The following is a 16,745-nucleotide window of genomic DNA, read 5'->3' on the forward strand; positions in this document are numbered from 1 at the left end:
TCAGTCGCGGTCAGCGGTCAGCGGTCAGCGGTCGGCGGTCGGCGGTCGGCGGTCGGCGGTCGGCGGTCGGCGGTGAGCGGTCGGCGGTGAGCGGTCGGCGGGCCGCATCAGCCGCTCGCCGGGCGGCTCACCCGCGCCCGCCGATCGCGTCGACCGGGGCCGACCGCAGGGCGGACCGGGTGGCCACCGCGATCGAACCCCAGGAGAGCGCGACGGTGACCGCCACGATCGCGACGAGGCCGACGAGGCCGAAGGGGGAGACGGACGGAACGGGTGACTCCGTCAGCCCGAGGCTGATGCCGACCAGGGGCGGGATCGTCGCCAGCAGACCGAACAGCAGCGCCGAGAAGACCACGATCCTGGCTTCGCCGTTCATCATCGCGCGGACCTGGGCCCGGTCGGCGCCGATGAGTTGCAGCATCGCGAACTCGCGCACCCGCGCCGCCGTCGCCATCACCAGGGTGTTCACCACGGCGATGGCGATGTAGCCCAACAGCACGGTCTGGAACAGGAGGTTGAGCGCCCAGTCACCCGAACCGCCGCCCCCGGGCGCGGCCTTGAACGCCTCCTGGCCGCCCACCTGGACCGTCGGGTAGCGTCCGACCGCGCCGCGCAGCGCGTCGGCGAGCGCCTTCGGGTCGGTCCCGTCCGCGGACCTGACCAGCACGGCGGTGTCGACCCGCGCGGTGGTGTGCGCGACGACGAGGTCGTTGGGCAGGGTGACGTCCCCGAAGCCCGAGCCCCGCTCGTAGACCGCCACCACCCTCGGCCTGACCGCCGTGCCGTCGCCGAGCCGCAGGTCGACCGTCCCACCGCGCTGCGCATGGACGGTGTCCGCGACGGCCCGGCTCAACGCCACCGTCTCGCCGCGCAGTTCCGCGGTGTCGCCCTCGACCACCTTGAGGTCCATGGTCTCGGAGAGCCGTTCGGGCGCGACGCCCTGGGCGGCGAAGACCTTGGTCGCGGTGCTGTCCTCGGACGGGAACGTCAGCAGCACCCGCATCCGTGCCACCGGCGTCGCCACGGCGGCGCCGGGCACGCCGCGCACGCCGTCCACGACCTCCGGGGACACCCCGGCGCCGGACGACGAGGTCAGCACGTGGTCGGCCCGCAGGCCGGCGTCGAGTTGCTCCTGCGACGCCGCGATCGTCGTGGAGGCGCCGAACACCTGCACGGCGGCCAGGGTCACGCCCATGGCCAGCGGGGTGACGGCCGAAGCGAGTCGCCGCGCATCGGCTCGCGCGTTGGCCTGGGCGAGGAAGCCGGGGGCCTTGGACTGCCGGTTCAGGCGCGGGCCGAACAGCACGACGGCGCCTCTGATCAGCAGCGGGCCGACACACCCCAGCGCCACGACGAACAACAGGACCGCGCTCGCCGCGGTGTCGGCGGCGGAGTCACCCGACACCGCCACCTCGCCCGAGGTCAGCAGCAGCCCGAGCGGGACGAGCAGGAAGCCGATGGCCAACCGGACCCGGCCGATCCTCCCGGGCTCGACGGCGGCGTCCCCGAGCGCCTCGACCGGGTTGGTCCCGGACACCCGGCGCGCGACCAGCCAGCCGCCGAGCCGGGCGCTGGTCATGCACAGCACCAGCGAGGCGAGGAAGGGCAGCCACCCCACGTCCATCCGGAAGTCCGCGGGCATCGCGCCCGCGAGGACGAACACGCCGCGCATCACGAACGCGATGACGACGCCGGGGATCGCGCCGACCAGGGCGCCCGCCAACGACACCAGGGTCATCTCGGCGCCGATCATCCGGTGGATCTGCCGGGGCGTCGCGCCGATGGCACGCAGCAGGGCCAGTTCGCGCCCGCGCTGCCGCACCGACAGCGCGAGCGTGCTCGCCACCACGAACACCACGATCAGCACCATGGTGCCGCCGAACGACGCCGACGTCTCGACCACCAGGCTGCGGGCGTCGCCCACGTCCAAGAACTCCACGTTGCCGCGTTCCGCGCCGGTGTGGGCCACCACGCCCGGCACGGCGGCCGTGATCCTGCCGGCCAGTTGCTCCGGGGTGACGTCGGGCCCGGCCCGCACACCGATCGCGTCCACCCGGTCCGGACGGCCGGACAGCTCGGCCGCCCGGCCGTCGGTGAAGAACACCGCGGACTGGCGGCCCAACTCGCCCCCCGGCGGGGCGGCGACGCCCACCACGCGGTACGGCGACGCGACCGAGCCGACCACGAGCCGCACCGTCGCGCCGGGCGACACGTGGGCGCGCGCGGCGAGCCCGGCGTCGAGTACGACCTCGTCGGGCCCGGCGGGCGCGCTGCCCGCGCGCACCGCGAACGGCCCGAGCACCGCGGCGGACCAGCCGTGCCCGACCACGGGGAAGCCGTCCGGGCCGCCCACCGCGCGGCCGTCCGGGGCCAGCACGCCGACCTCGACGTCGACATCGCCGACGGCGGAGCGGACACCGGGCACGGCGGCGACGGCGGCGACCTTGTCGGCGGGCAGCGTGACGCGCTCGCTGTAGCGGACCTCGGAGCTCTCGTCCAGCCAGTACGACTGCTCTCCGCCGAGGACCACCGCCGCGCCCGAGTAGCGTTCGGGGGCCACCCCGCTGCTGAGCCCGGACATCAGCAGGATCCCGCAGGCGGTGATCACCGCCGAGCCCGCGGCGATCGCGACGAAGGAGCCGACGAAGCCGCCCTTGCGCCCCCTGATCGTGCTCCAGGCCAGCGACAGGCCCTTGCGGTCCGGCACCACGAGGCGGACCAGCCGTCGGATGCGGCGGATCACCGCGCGCCCAGGTACGTCACGCGCGCCGGGACCTGCCCCGAGGCGTGCCGGCGCGGCTCGCCCGCGAGCCGCAACGGCGGCGTGCCGATCTCCTCCACGGTCGGCGTGGTCATCGGGCTGCACACCCGGGAAAGGCACTCCTGCCGGAATCGGACGGTCCCACTCCGGGAGTGCGGGCGCCACGATCCAGTCCGACGCGTACGACATCCAGCGCCGGTATCAGGCTCCTTGACGAACCGTAACTCCTCGACGCCGCACCCCAACGGATCGACCAGTCGGCGGATGCGGCACGCCACGCAGGTTGAGACATGCTCGGGGAGCCTACCCGAGGCCCCGCCGCGCCCCATCGTCGTGGCCGAGGAACGCACGGGGTCGGCCGTCTGAAATCCCCATGGACGAGATTGTGGCGCCGCAGCAATCACTGACAAGATTTCAGCACGGCATCCTGTCACGGGAGATGCCGCCGAACCGACCGTGGCTCGACGCACGTCTGGAGGCCGCATGGCACGGGTGAACCTGAGGGCTGCATTCATGAGCGGCCTTTCGTCCACCGTCACGGCTCAGCAGGTCTTCACCAACCGGGTCGACGAAGTGGCCGCATTCGCCCGGTCGGTCGACGAGCTTCACCGGATGCTGGACGAGGCCGAGGTCTCGCCGGTCGTGGACCGCGGGCAGGGCCGCCGCAATGTGCTGACCTTCTACGGCGTGGGTGGCATAGGCAAGACGACGCTCTCCCACGAGCTGGAGCGCCGCCTCCTCGCCGAAGCGCGGGAGAAGGAGCGCGACGACGTGGTGACCGTGCGGATCGATCTCTCGGAGGAGGGCGCCGGCGACATCGAGAGCCTGTTGCTGCGTCTGAGGGCCGCCCTGGGCCAGTTGGGGAGCCGTTGGCCGGCCTTCGACCTGGCACTGGCCTCCTACTGGGCTCGCGCCCACCCCGGCGAGGCCTTGCAGGAGTTCCTGGACGCCTCGCCGGCGCTGCGGCGCGCCTCGCGGAGCATCGCGCTGGGTGACCAGATCGCGGAGGCCGTGAAGCAGGTCGACCCGGGTGGTCTGGGAGGTCTGACCGGACTGGCCCACCGGGCCGCGCTGGTCACGTACCGCGCTGTCCGGGACCGGGTGCGGGAGGGCCGGCTGCTGGCCGACTGCGATCTGTTCGCCGAACTGGTCGAGGCGGACGCCGACTACGAGACGCTCTCGTACTTCCCGTACCTGCTGGCCTGGGACTTGGAACGGCAGCCCCGGGGCGGTCGGCCGGGCCGGCGGCCCCGGGTGTGCGTCTTCCTCGACACCTTCGAGGTGGTCAACGGTCAGGCCGATCGCGCAGTGGAACGGTTCGTCCAGCGCTGCGCCTATCTGATGCCGAACGTGCTGTTCGTCATCACCGGCCGGAACCGGATCGACTGGGCCGACTCGGGTGCGGGCGGCGAGCTGGACTTCACCGGCCCGGAGTGCTGGCCCCATCTGCACTTCAGCAACGACACGGCCGAACCACGGCAGCACCTCGTGGGGTACCTGTCGGACTCCGACGCGGACAGCTATCTCCGTGAGGCCCTCGTCCGGGACGGTGAGCCCGCGATGTCGGCGGAGATCCGGGAACGCGTCATCTCCGGCGGCCAGGGGCTTCCCCTGTACCTGGACCTGTCGGTCTCCCACTGCGCCGCCCTGCTGGCACGCGGTGGGCAACCTTCCGTGGCGGACTTCGGCGGCTCGTTCACAGCCGTCGCGACCCGGTCGATCAGGGACCTCCCCCGGGAGGAACGCGACCTGGTCCGAACAGCCGCGCTCACCGACCGGGTGGGCGCGGAGCTGCTGCGCGCCGGTCAACCCGGAGTCTCCGACGGGAGCGTGGCACGGTTCCTTCGCCGACCGTTCCTGACACACGACGACGCCTATGCGTTCCCGTACGCGTTGCACGTGGCGTTGCGGCAGGCCATCGGCGAGGCGGACCGGACGCTTCCTGACGGTTGGTCGGATCGTGACCGCAGTGAGGTCGCCGCCCGGCTGCTGAGCTGGCTGGGCGAACGCCTGGGCGCCTCCGGCGGGCGGGTGGCGACGGCGCAAGCCCTCGAAACCGGGCTCAAGCTCTCTGCCGAGCACGGTGTCTTCGACGACTGGATGGCGCTGGCCACGCAGCGACTCGTCGAGGCCGGCCAGTGGTCGGAGCTCGGAGCCGGTCTTACCGGCGCCCCGGTGGGCCTCCCCGAGTACCGGGCGATCCGGGCCGCCATCCGGGGAGTCCAGCTCCGCCGGACCGGCCGCGTCGAGGAGGCGATCGAGTTGCTCGGCGGCGCGGCCGGAGGCGTGCGGCACGGTGGCCGAACGGCACAGCTGGTCCGCATCCACCTCGCCCACGCCCTGCGCAACCACGGCGACTACACGCAGGCCGCGGAGATCTACCGGGGCTTGGTGGGGGGCGAGTTCGACGCGGCCGCCCGCTACTGGCTCAGCGACTTCGACTACCTCAACGGGCGGTTCGCGGCCGCTCTCGCCTCCCTGCATGAACAACCGGTCCGTGGCCCGGAGGACGAAGGCGAACGGCTCCGGCTGACCGGGCACATCTGGCGGGTCAACGCCCGCTTCGAGGAAGCGACTTCCGTCTACCACGAGGCGATCGGCCTGGCGCGGCGCGAGGGACTGGCCGCCGCAGAGGCGAAGGCACTCGCCAACCTGGCGCAGACCGCCTGCTGGTCCGGGGACACGGCAGCCGTCGCCGACGCGGCGGGCCGGGCCCGGGAACTGCTCGACCTGGTGCCCAACCCCGTCGAACTGGTCAAGCTCCGGTCCGCCGAGGCGGTGGCCCACGCCATGGCCGGCGACGTCGGCGCTGCCCGGTCCGCAGTAGGAGACACCCGGCATCTTGCGGACGGGATCGCTTACCGGGGCGGCCACAACCTGGCGGACGTGGCCGAGATCCTCCTCGGCGTCCTCGCCGGTGACCACGAGGGTGCTCGTCGCACGCGATCCGAGCTCGATGCGCGCACCCGTACGTCCGGAGGCAACACCTACTGGGTTCCCATCGCGACCTCCTGGATCGACGGCTCCCTCGCAGCCGCGGAGCACCTGCCTGCCGTCGGCTGGGTGGACGGCCCCGTCGCGTCGTTGGGTCGCTGGGCAGCGGTGGTGACACGTCGATGACTCTCCCCGGCCCCCGCACCTCGGCCGAGTCGTCCGGAGAAAGCAGAGTTTGATGACTGACCTCGTGAGCGTCGGCCTCGTCGGCGTCGGCACCATCGCACAGACCCATCTCACAGTCCTGGCCGAACGGGCCGATGTACTGGTCGAGTTCACGGTCGATCCGAACCGGCCGGAACCGCCCTCGTTCCGTGGAACCACCCCGCGTCACTACGCCGGCCTGGACGACGCGCTCGCGGAGCACCGACCCGATCTGCTCGTGCTCGCCACTCCCACGCACACGCACGCGGAGCTGGCGGCCCAGGCTCTCCGGCTCTCCACGGCCAAGGTGCTGGTCGAGAAACCCCTCGTCCACGACCTCGCCTCGCTCGGGCGGATCCGCGCGCTGGACGAAGCGGTCGACGTGCGGGGCCGGTTGTTCACCGCGCACCACTTCGCCTTCTCTCCGGAGGTCGGCTGGGCGGCGGAACTGCTTGCCGAGCACCCCGAGTGGGGGCCCGTCACGGCCGTCACCTCCGCGTTCTACGACCCCTACGTCCTCAAGGGCACCGATGCCTACGAGTCCTACGGCTCCAGCTGGATGGACTCCGGGGTGAACCAGCTCAGCATGCTCACCCGCCTGGTCGACCTCACGGCGCTCACCTCCGCCCGGCAACTGGACGGCGGCGCCAGCGCGTGGTGCATCGCCGAGTACCGGTCCCGGGGCGAGTCGGGCACCGCACGTCTGCGCAGCAGCTGGCTCACGGGCTCCAGCAGCAAGGAGAGCAGTCTGGTCTTCGGCCGGGCGGGCGTGGAGGTGTGGATCGACCACACCTCCATGACCGGCTTCGCAGCCCGGGACGGTGACCTGCTCGCCGCCTTCGGGACGGACGGTCGGACGGCCCGGAAGGTGGCCCATTACCGGCCGCTGTACGAGAGCCTGCTCTCCGACCGCCCCGACCCGGTCCTCGGGTTCGACGCGGCTGCGAGGATCACCGAGATCCATCACGCGGCGCCCGGCGCGGAGTAGTCCCCGGGGCGGGACGTTGCGACGAGCACCCGCGGGCGCTACCAGGGGGTCAACTCGCCGACCTGGTCGGCGGCCTCCTTCCTCGGGCCGGTCGTGGCGGTTGGAGAGCCGCAGGGCCCGGCGGTTCGCCTCCAGTCACCGGACGGTCTGCGCGTGGGGCCTGCGGGGCCTCCGGCCGGTGGGCCGTGCGCAGTGACAGTTGTCATGTGGTTCGGGAAAAAAAGATCACTGACGAAGTGCCAGGCCGGTGGGGGAGGCTGGCGGTACGGCGGATCGCGGCGGATCGCGGGCGGTGACCGCAGGGCACGCGACAGACGGGGGAGTGGGCACGAAGGTGTTGGTGGCCGAGGCCGGGCTCGGGGGGCTCTGCCTGGCGCACGGGCTGCTCCGGGCCGGCGTGGAGGTGCGGGTCCTTGAGCGGGAGGAGGGGGCGCACAGCCGGTACCAGGGCTTCCGGATCGGCTTGAACGAGCACGGGCGCGCCGCGCTGCGCCAGTGCCTGCCGCAGCGGCTGCACCCCCTGCTGGAGGCCGTCACGGGCCCGATGGCGGGCGAGCGGCGCGTGGTCGACCAGCAGTTGCGCGAGCTGCGCCGGCTCGGCGCGGTGGACGGGGGAACCGCCGTCGACCGGCACGTGCTGCGCCAGCTGCTGCTGGCCGGGCTGACCGCCGTCGCCGGGTACGAGCGGCGGATGATCGACTACGGCTTCGCGGCGGTCGCCGACAGCCTGGAACGCCTGCCGGACTTCGCCCCCCGCGCACCGGTGTCCTGACCGCGCGCACGCGAGCGCACCCGCGTACGCGGGCACGGGGGCGTCACGGTTCCTGAAGGTGTGCTCAGACTTCTTCAGCGGATCTTCAGCGGGTTGGTCGGAGGCTTCTGGGGTCACTCCCCCGTCCGCCTCGTCGCAAGTGAGCCCCCGTTGCCCCTGAGCCCGATCCGTGCAGCCCGCGCCACGGCCGAGACCCGGCCCGTGCCCGAACGGCGGCGGCCCGCCGCCGAGGGGGCGGGTGCGGCCCTGCTGCCCTGGGCGCTCGCCGCCGTGCTGTTCGCCGCCTACACCGCGCTGTCCGTCTCCCGTCACCTGCACCTGCGGACGAACGGCTTCGACCTGGGCATCTTCGAGCAGGCCGTCCGCGGCTACGCCGAGGGCCGCGCGCCGGTCTCCGAGCTGAAGGGGCCGGGCTTCCACCTGCTCGGGGACCACTTCCACCCGATCCTGGCCACCCTCGCACCGTTCTACCGGGTCTTCCCCTCCGCGCTCACCCTGCTGGTCGCCCAGGCGGCGCTGGTCGCCGTGTCCGCCGTCCCCGTGACCAGGGCCGCGGTGCGGGCGGTCGGCCGGTGGGCGGGCGCGGGCATCGGGGTGGCGTACGGGCTGTCGGTCGGCCTGCAACAGGCCGTCGGCTTCGACTTCCACGAAATCGCCTTCGCCGTACCACTGTTGACGTTCTCTCTGGAGCGGCTGATGCTCCGGCAGTGGCGGTCGGCGGTCGGCTTCGCCCTGCCGCTGCTGCTGGTCAAGGAGGACCTCGCGGCGACGGTCGCCGTCATCGGCTGCTACCTGTTCTGGCACGGCCGCCGCCGACTGGGCGCGGGCGTCGTCGCGCTCTCCGCCGCCACCCTGCTCCTGGTGCTGCTGGTCGTCATCCCGGCCCTCAACCCGGACGGCGCCTACACCTACCTCTCCAGCGTCGACGGCCCGGCCGGCAACCCCGTGACCAGGCTGCTCCTGCCCGGCGAGAAGTGGCACACCGTCGTCACGATTCTGGCCCCCACCGCGTTCCTGGCGCTGCGCTCCCCGCTGATCCTGCTCGCCCTGCCGACGCTGGGCTGGCGCTTCTGGTCCACCAACCCGTCCTACTGGGGGACGGACTTCCACTACGGCGCCGTCCTGATGCCGATCGTCTTCCTCGCCTTCGTCGACGCCCTGACCCGGCTTCGGCTCCGGTTCCGGGCCCGGCACGGCCTGCGGCGGTGGACGGTCCGCGGTTCCGTGGCCGTCGGGCTCGCCGTGACGGCCGCCGCCCTGCCCTCGCAGCCCCTCGCGGAGCTGGCCCGCCCCGCCACCTGGCAGCGCGACGCGACCGTCGACGCGGTGAGCGCGCTGCTGCGCCGGATCCCGGACGGCGCCGAGGTGGCCGCCGCCAACGGCTTCGCGGCCCAACTCACCGGCCGCACCCGGGTCTACCTCTTCCCCCGCTACCCGGGCGCCCCCGGCGCGCGGCCCGACTGGGTGGTGGCAGCCGACCACCCGCGGGACGGGCTCCTCTCCGCCCGCGACGAGGCCGAAGCCCTCCGCGCCCTCCCCGCCGCCGGCTACCGCCCCGTCGCGAGCGCCGCCGGCATCACGGTCTACCGGCTCACCGACCCTGCGGGCTGACCCGGGGCGGTGGTCGGACGACGGGAGGCGTGGTGACAACTCGACGCCAACGTGCGGTGGTTGCGCCGACGCGCGCAGGGCCCGCCACGTGCGGGGTGGCCCTGCGCGGGTCGGAGGGACGACAGGTCAGCGGGACGGAGGGGCGGAGGGACGGCAGGTCGGCCTGGTGTCAGCTGAAGGCGGCGTCGGCGGTCAGCGTCGACTGGGCGATGGGCTGGCCGACTCCGAGCAGGACGTCGACGCAGTTGTCCAGGATCGGCTGGTCGCTGTCGATGTTGAGGACGGTGGTCAGGTTCTCCCCGGCCAGGCGGGTGGAGGAGCCGGTGACGGTGCCGGTGAGGGTCCCGGCCCCGTCGACGTCGACGACGGCGATGTCGGTGATGGTGCTGCTCGCCTGCGTGCCGTCCTTCAGGTTCCAGGTGAAGGTCGCGGTGGAACCCGGCGCCATGGCCGGCGGCGTCAGCGGGTTGCAGCTGAGCGTGCCGAACTTGAGCGTCGCGGTGACGGTGCCGCCCGTCACGGCCGTCGGGCCGCCCTGGGAGTCGAGGCAGCCGCTCACCGTCCCGCCGATCGCCACGGTGGTGGCCTCCGGGCCGGCCGAGAGCGGCGGGCTGAAGTTGACGGCGGCGTTCACGGTGCAGTTCAGGATTTCCGCGGCGGCCGTCGGGGCGGCGTCGGCGACCGGTGGCACGGCGGTGCACAGGGCGGCGGCGAGAACGGCGGACACGGTGACGGCGCTTCGGCGTACGGACACGTGGATTCCCTTTCTTTCGTCGGACCGGGGGTGAGGCCCTCGCACTCGGAGCGGGGTGGGCCGAAGGGGGACGGTGGCACGGCGCGAGGAATTCCGGCCGTCGCCATCCCGGGGATCCCGCCGATACGCCTCGAATGGTCCAGCGCTGCGGTCCGGCCCTCCGGCGTGGGCGGACACCGGGCGGGCGGACACCGGGAAGGTGGACACCGGGAAGGTGGCGGCCGGCCGGTCGACGGAGGGGCGCCGGGCCCTGGTCGACCTCGGCACCGTGAAGTGGTTCAACGGCCGTCGACGTCGTCGGCCGCTGAGGGCGCGCGGCGTCCGTCAGGCCACGTGGTCGAGGGCCGGCGCGGCCGTCGGCTGTGCCGTGGCCCCGGCGCCCTCGGCCTGCGCGCCCCAGCGGCGGGCCAGGACGGCGCAGACCATCAGTTGCAGCTGGTGGAAGAGCATCAGCGGCAGCACCATCAGCCCGGCCGCCGGGCCCGGGAAGAGGACGGTGGCCATCGGGACGCCGCTGGCCAGGCTCTTCTTGGAGCCGCAGAAGACGATCGCGACCAGGTCGCCCCGGCCGAACCCGAGCCGGCGGCCGACCAGCAGCGTCGCGGTCAGGACCAGCCCCAGCAGCGCCGCCTCCACCCCCAGCAGTGCCGCCAGTCGGGGCAGGGAGAGGGCACCCCACACCCCGCCCACCACGGCGGCGCTGAAGGCGCTGTAGACGACCAGCAGGATCGAGCCGCGGTCGACCAGGCCGAGGACGGCGCGGTGGCGGGCCATCCAGGCGGCGATCCAGCGGCGCAGCACCTGGCCGGCGGCGAAGGGGAGCAGGAGTTGTTCGGCGATCTCCAGCACGGTGCCCGGCGAGACGCCGCCCTTGGTGTGCAGGAGCACGGCGGCGAGCAGCGGGGTCAGGACGATGCCGAAGAGGCTGGAGAAGGTCGCGCTGCAGACCGCCGCGGCCGTGTTGCCGCGGGCGATGGAGGTGAAGGCGATCGAGGACTGCACGGTGGAGGGCAGCAGGGTCAGGAACAGCAGGCCCTGGTAGAGCTGTGGCGACAGCACCGCCGGCACCAGCAGGTGGGCGGCCACCCCGAGCAGGGGGAAGAGGCCGAAGGTGACCGCGAGCACGGCGCCGTGCAGCCGCCACTGCCTGAGCCCCTCCCAGGCCTCGCGGGCGGAGAGCCGGGCGCCGTAGAGGAAGAACAGGACGGCGACCGCGCCGGTGGCGGCGTCCGAGAAGGCCGGTGCGGCGCTGCCGCGGGCGGGGAGCAGGGCGGCCACTGCCACGGTGCCCAGCAGGGCGGCGATGAACGGGTCGACCCGGAGGCGGGCGGGGCGGCGGGGCAGGTGGGAGCGGAGCGGGTGGTTCGGGCGAGGCATGGTTCTCCGCGGTGGCGGTTCGGGTGGGATGGCCCCAGCCTGCCGCCCGCCGGGGTGATTGTGAATCCCGCTGGCGGCACTCACTGTCATCATGATCCGTGATATCAGCGGATAGAATGGCCGGATGTTCGATCCGGTGCAGTTGAGGTCCTTCCTCGCGGTGGCCCAGACCGGCGGCTTCACCCGGGCCGCCCAGCGGCTGGGGCTGCGGCAGTCGACGGTCAGCCAGCACGTGCGGCGGCTGGAGACGGCCGCCGACCGGCAGCTCTTCCTGCGCGACACCCACTCCGTGCAGCTCACCGGCGAGGGCGAGGCCATGCTCGGCTTCGCCCGGACGATCCTGGAGGCGCACGAGCAGGCGCTCGGCTACTTCGCGCGGACGCAGGTGCGCGGGCGGGTGCGGTTCGGCGCCTCGGAGGACTTCGCCCACACCGAGCTGCCGCAGATCCTGCGGAGCTTCCGGCGGAGCAACCCCCAGGTCGACCTCGAACTCACCGTCGGCCTCAGCGCCGTGCTCTACGAGCAGCTGGCCGACGGACGGCTCGACCTGGTACTCGGCAAGCGCCCGCCCGGCGGCGGCTCACAGGGGCAACTGGTGCGGCAGGACAAGCTGGTGTGGATCGCGGCGGAGGACTTCCGGACGGACCCGGCGGAGCCGCTGCCGCTGATCGTCTACCCGCCGCCCAGCTTCACCCGGGTCCGCGCCCTGGAGGTCTGCGAACGCGACGGGCGGCCCTGGCGGATCGCCTGCACCAGCACCAGCCTCTCCGGGGTCCGGGCCGCCGCGCTGGCCGGCCTCGGGGTGGTGCCGCACGCCCGCAGCCTGATCCCGTCGGGCCTGCGGGTGCTGCCCGACCAGCCGGGCCTGCCCAGCCTCGGTACCATCGAGTTCGCCCTCACCACGGGGCGCACCACGGCGCGCGGCCCGGCCCGGGTGCTGGCCCAGGCGGTCCTCGCGGACGCGTTCCGCCTGCAACGCGCACCGGAGCGGGCGGAGCCGTGACCGGGGGTGACGGCCGGGCGTTCCTGCGGCCGTGATCCCCCGGGGGGCGGGCCGGCCCGGGGTGCGGGTGTCACCACCCCACGGGCAGGGTGCGCGGGGCCCGGGTGATCTGGCCGCGTTTCCAGTCGGGGGCGCCGGCCGCGTGGAGGGTCGGGAAACGGGCGACGAGACCGGACAGGGCCTCCTGGAGCTGGACCCGGGCGAGTTGCGCGCCGACGCAGAAGTGGGCGCCGTGCCCGAAGGCCAGGTGTGACGGGGTGTCCCGGGTGAGGTCGAGCAGGTCGGGCCGGTGGTGGACGCGTTCGTCGTGGTTGGCCGACGAGGTGAGCGCGATCACCGCCTCGCCCTCCTTGACCGTCACCCCGCCCAGCACCACGTCCTCGGTGCTCACCCGCAGGTTGGCGCCCACGGTGGCCTGCGCGTACCGCAGCAGCTCCTCGACCGCACCGGGGATCAACGCGGGCTCGCGGCACAGCAGTTCGTAGCGTTCGGGCTGTTCCAGCAGCAGGTGGACCAGACCGGCGAGGCGGTCCGAGGTGGTGCCGTAGCCGCCGGTGAGCAGGACGATGCAGAACGAGATCAGTTCGCCCTCGCTCAGCCGGTCGCCGTCGTCGCGGGCCGCGATGAGGGCGCTCAGCATGTCGTCGGCGGGGTGGGCCCGTTTGGCGGCGACGAGCCCGGTGAGGTAGCCGGTCATCTCCTCCACGGCCGCCATCACCTCGGCGTCCGTCAGGGCGGTGACGCTGCGCACCGCGTCGTCCCAGGCGTCGAGCCGGTCGCCGTCCACGCGGGGTGTCCCCAGCAGGTCGCAGATGACGGTCAGGGGCAGCGGCCGGGTGAAGTGCGCGACGAGGTCGGCGGGGCGCGGGCGCGGTGCCAGGGCCGTCAGCAGGTCGCCGGTCAGGACGGCGATGCCGCGTCGCATCGCCTCCGCCCGGCGGGCGTTGAGCGCGGGCGAGACCAGCCGGCGCAGCCGGGAGTGGTCGGGCGGGTCGGCGGCCAGGATCGAGTCGGGCAGCGTGGTCGTGCGGTTGATCCGGGGGCCCGTTCCCCGGGTCGCGCGGGCGCGGCTGAAGCGGGGGTCGGCCAGGACGCGGCGGACGTCGGCGTGCCGGGTCACCAGCCACGCGGTGTCGCCGCTGGGCAGCCGGACCCGGACGACGGGTTCCTCGCGGCGCAGCCGGGCGAATTCGGGGAGCGGTTCGAGCCCGTCCCGGTGCGGGAAGGGGAAGGGCTCGATGTGTTCGGTCCGGCTCACGCGGCTCTCCATCGGTGGCGGTCAGGGGCGTTCGTAGACGGAGACGTGGTAGGCGCTGTCGCGGGTGAAGGGCGCTCCCGCCCAGTCGCCCCAGCGTTCCTTGAGTCGAAGCCCGGCCCGGCCCGCCATCAGGTCGAGCTCGCCGTGGCCCGCGTAGCGGAACTCGACGTGCAGGTGCCGGGTGCGGCCGTCCTCCTGGATGACGTAGTGCGAGCGGTAGCGCTGGGTCGACGGGTCGAGCCGGCGGTGGCAGAGCACCAGGTGGTCGTCGCCCTCCGCGACGACCTCGGGGCCGGTGGCCGCCGCGAGGGCTTCGGGCACGTGGGCGTCGAGGACGAGGAGGCCGCCGGGGGCGAGGTGCGCCGCCGCGTTGGCGAAGCAGCGTGCCTGGGTGGCCTGGTCGGGCAGTTCGAAGAACGTGCCGCCGCCGAGGAAGACCAGGGTGTAGCTCCCGGCGACCGGCACCTCGGCGAAGTCGCCGATCGTCACGGGGATGTCGGCGCCCCCGGGTTTGGCCCGCAGCCGCCGGACCATGCCCTCGGAGCCGTCGACTCCGTGCACGTCGATCCCGCGCGCCTTCAGCGGCAGGGCCAACCGGCCGGTTCCGATGCCGAGTTCGAGGACGGGCCCGGCGCCGGCGAGGGCGGTGAGCGCGTCGACCGTCGCCCCGCTCACGCCGGGCTTCGCGAACCAGCGGTCGTACGTCTCCGCGAACTCGGTGGCGTAGCCGGGCCCGGGGTCCGAAGGGGGCGGGCCCGAACGGGCGGGGTTCAAGGGCACGGGGTTCACGGGGGCGGGGTTCACGGGGGCGGGGTTCACGGGGGCGGGGTCCGAAGGGGCGGGGTTCACGGGGCTCCTAACCGAAGGGGTGCGGGCGGCCGGGGCCGGGGCCGGAGGGCAGCGGGAGGGTGCCGGGGGCGATCACGCGAACCACCCGGACCCCGGCGTCGCGGGCGGGTTTCGCGGTGGTCTCGACGAGGACCACGTCCTGGCCGGTGTGCCCGGCGAGGACGAGCAGCGGGTCGGTGTGCCGGGCGAGGGCGTGCTGCGGGCCGGTGCGCCCGGCGCTGCCGGGCCGACCGGCCGGGGGCGGACGCACACCCCACAGGCGCAGGCTGTCCTGGCGGTGGAACGTCCAGAGCGCGTGCTGGACGGCGGTGGCGGGGGGAGTGGCGCCGTGCCACCGCTCCCAGGTGCGGCGTGCGACCTGCGTCCGCATGCTCCAGCGCACCATCACAGCCTCGTAGGCCGCCTTCTCGACCAGGGCCCCGATCGTGTCCGCCGGCCCGCAGCGGGCCCCGAACGCCTGGCCGGTGCCGTCGGCCCGGTGCACGCACACGACGGCGCAGGCGGTTCCGGCGGGGGCGGGAACGGTGAACGCGGTCGCCACCAGCTCGCCGGCCCGCAGGAACGCGGCCAGCGGCGGTGGCGGGACGGCAGGGAGCAGGCTCGGCGGCCGGTCGGAGAGCCCGTACCAGCTGCGGCGCACCAGGTCGCGTTCGAGCACCTCCCAGGCCGCGTGCCGCGCCGCCGCGGCGGGGTCGGGGTGCGCGGCGATGCCGGTGGAGCCGGCGGCGGGCGCGGCGTCGCAGCCGGCCGGGGGGCGGTGCTGCAGGAAGGCCGAGCCCGCCGGGACGAGCACCTCCGCGCCCCGGACGGTGCGACCGCGCACCCACAGCCGGCGGGCGTCGGGCCGCACCGGCGGGGCCAGCGCGGGTACGCCCTGCCGGCGCAGCTCCCGGTGGGTGGTGACGACCTCGGCGGCCGTCTCGGCCTCGCGCCCGGCCAGCACGTTTCCGAGGCGTTCCAGGAGTTCTCCGCGGGCTCCGGTGGCGACCTGGTCCCGGTCGTGCCCGGCGGCGCTGCCCACCAGCACCGGCGCGCCGTCCGCGGCGCTCGTGCCCTCGAATGCGGGAGACCGGGCGGCGACCCGGGCGAACAGCAGCTCCGGCTGGTCGGGGTAGGGGGTGAACACCTGGGGTGTCCACGCCGTCACGCGGGCCCCCCGAGGACGGTGGCGCACTGGGCGAGCACCCGCCGGCCGTGCGCGGTGAGGGTCTCGGTGTGGGCGGTCAGGGTGGTCACGGCCTGGTGCGCGGAGGCCAGCAGGTCCTGGTGCCGGGCGTCGACGGCCGGGCCCAGACCGGTGAGGCGCCGGTAGAGCAGCACGCTGCGCGCCAGGACCACGGTCTGCTGGAAGAGTCCGGTCAGCGGCCGGGGGTCGGCCCGCAGCGGAGTGGCGACCAGCAGGTCGGTGTGCCGGCCCGGCGCGTCCGGGTCGGCGGGCCGGTCGGGCAGCAGGAACGGTTCTGCGAGGGCGGCGGCGTTGCACCTGGTGTGCGCGCCCTCGTGCACCAGCGCCTCGGCGAACCGCACCGGACCGGGCAGCCCGGCGGCGCTCGCCGTCAGCCGCGCGCGGTGGACGAGGACGGCACCGTGCACGGTGAAGTCGGTGTACCCGTCGATGGCGTCGCCCGTCAGCAGCGCGACCTCGGTGACCGACTCCCGCACCTCGGCCGCGGCCTCGGGCCAGACCCGTGCCAGCAGGCCGAGGGACTGGGCCAGCGCCTCCCGCTCGGACCCGCGCCACCGGACGGCGTCGGCGGTGACCGGCGCGCCGTCCGCGCCGGCGCGGGCCGGGATGGACCGCAGCGCGCGGGCCACACTGCGGCTCAGGTGGTCCTGCGGTTCGGCCGGGCCGAAGACGGGCGGCGGCACGTGGTCGAGCCGGGCCGCCAGCGCCCGCCGCAGCTCCGGGGACAGCGGACCGGACCGCAGTGCCTGTTGCACGGTGTGGACGGCGTCGACGGCCGCCGGATGACGCAGTCCGTCGCCCGGCGGTGACGGCAGCTCCGCCCGGTCGAGCACCGCGCGCAGTCGTTCCAGCAGCCGCGCCCGGTCCTCGACGGCCTCGTGGGCGTCCGGTTCGACGTCCATGCTCTCCCTTCCCAGCTCCTGGTCCCTGCTCCTGGACTGGCACCTGCCTCCCGGACAAAGGACGTGGGGGGGGGGGGGGAGGGCCCCCCCCCGGGGCTTAAGTTCCTAGTTGCGCGAAGGGGGGTCGAACCCCCGCAAGAAGTTGG

13 protein-coding genes are annotated in these 16,745 nt (G+C 74.2%); 5 read left to right on the top strand and 8 right to left on the bottom strand.

Annotation, left to right across the window (positions count from 1 at the left end):
- Positions 1-127: 127 nt before the first annotated feature.
- Together AC07BF_RS14430 and AC07BF_RS14435 are read right to left on the bottom strand one after the other, a co-directional pair.
- Positions 128-2,743, bottom strand: a complete 2,616-nt coding sequence (locus AC07BF_RS14430) for an ABC transporter permease (RefSeq protein WP_478333421.1) — start codon at positions 2,741-2,743, stop codon at positions 128-130.
- Positions 2,740-2,868, bottom strand: a complete 129-nt coding sequence (locus tag AC07BF_RS14435) for a hypothetical protein (RefSeq protein WP_478333422.1) — start codon at positions 2,866-2,868, stop codon at positions 2,740-2,742. Before AC07BF_RS14435 ends, AC07BF_RS14430 begins: the two co-directional genes overlap by 4 nt.
- 406 nt (positions 2,869-3,274) lie before the next feature.
- Between AC07BF_RS14435 and AC07BF_RS14440 the strand changes: the two genes are divergently transcribed.
- The 4 genes from AC07BF_RS14440 to AC07BF_RS14455 all read left to right on the top strand — a co-directional run bounded on the left by AC07BF_RS14440 (position 3,275) and on the right by AC07BF_RS14455 (position 9,270).
- A complete protein-coding gene (locus AC07BF_RS14440; protein ID WP_363585921.1) occupies positions 3,275-5,881 on the top strand; it encodes a hypothetical protein in 2,607 nt (868 codons plus the stop codon).
- A 52-nt stretch (positions 5,882-5,933) separates the two neighbouring features.
- Positions 5,934-6,887 carry a Gfo/Idh/MocA family protein gene (locus tag AC07BF_RS14445; protein WP_363585922.1) on the top strand — a complete coding sequence of 318 codons (954 nt, stop codon included), beginning with the start codon at positions 5,934-5,936 and terminating at the stop codon, positions 6,885-6,887.
- A 322-nt stretch (positions 6,888-7,209) separates the two neighbouring features.
- Positions 7,210-7,659: an FAD-dependent oxidoreductase gene (locus AC07BF_RS14450; RefSeq protein WP_363585923.1), complete on the top strand. Its 450-nt coding sequence runs from the start codon at positions 7,210-7,212 to the stop codon at positions 7,657-7,659.
- A gap of 201 nt (positions 7,660-7,860) precedes the next feature.
- Positions 7,861-9,270, top strand: coding sequence for a DUF2079 domain-containing protein (locus AC07BF_RS14455; protein ID WP_363585924.1), 1,410 nt, complete (start codon positions 7,861-7,863; stop codon positions 9,268-9,270).
- A 169-nt stretch (positions 9,271-9,439) separates the two neighbouring features.
- On the opposite strand, the gene AC07BF_RS14460 is transcribed toward AC07BF_RS14455, so the two are convergent.
- Positions 9,440-10,024, bottom strand: a complete 585-nt coding sequence (locus tag AC07BF_RS14460) for a hypothetical protein (RefSeq protein ID WP_363627509.1) — start codon at positions 10,022-10,024, stop codon at positions 9,440-9,442.
- A gap of 324 nt (positions 10,025-10,348) precedes the next feature.
- A complete protein-coding gene (locus tag AC07BF_RS14465) occupies positions 10,349-11,401 on the bottom strand; it encodes a bile acid:sodium symporter family protein (protein ID WP_478333423.1) in 1,053 nt (350 codons plus the stop codon).
- 124 nt (positions 11,402-11,525) lie between these two features.
- Between AC07BF_RS14465 and AC07BF_RS14470 the strand changes: the two genes are divergently transcribed.
- Entirely contained in the window at positions 11,526-12,404 is an 879-nt protein-coding gene (locus AC07BF_RS14470; protein WP_363585927.1) for a LysR substrate-binding domain-containing protein, read from the top strand.
- Between the two features lie 70 nt (positions 12,405-12,474).
- On the opposite strand, the gene AC07BF_RS14475 is transcribed toward AC07BF_RS14470, so the two are convergent.
- The 4 genes from AC07BF_RS14475 to AC07BF_RS14490 form a co-directional block, all read right to left on the bottom strand.
- On the bottom strand, positions 12,475-13,662 hold the full coding sequence (locus AC07BF_RS14475; protein WP_363585928.1) for a cytochrome P450: 1,188 nt from the start codon (positions 13,660-13,662) through the stop codon (positions 12,475-12,477).
- Between the two features lie 21 nt (positions 13,663-13,683).
- The gene (locus AC07BF_RS14480; RefSeq protein WP_478317929.1) at positions 13,684-14,442 is read right to left on the bottom strand and encodes a class I SAM-dependent DNA methyltransferase; all 759 of its coding nucleotides are present in this window, start codon (positions 14,440-14,442) and stop codon (positions 13,684-13,686) included.
- Between the two features lie 76 nt (positions 14,443-14,518).
- Positions 14,519-15,658, bottom strand: coding sequence for a YcaO-like family protein (locus AC07BF_RS14485; RefSeq protein ID WP_478333424.1), 1,140 nt, complete (start codon positions 15,656-15,658; stop codon positions 14,519-14,521).
- Positions 15,655-16,599 (bottom strand): aKG-HExxH-type peptide beta-hydroxylase, encoded by a 945-nt coding sequence (locus AC07BF_RS14490; RefSeq protein WP_478333425.1) that lies wholly within the window; start codon positions 16,597-16,599, stop codon positions 15,655-15,657. Before AC07BF_RS14490 ends, AC07BF_RS14485 begins: the two co-directional genes overlap by 4 nt.
- Between the last annotated feature and the right edge of the window lie 146 nt (positions 16,600-16,745).

It is taken from the genome of Kitasatospora sp. NPDC043950 (assembly GCF_056435345.1).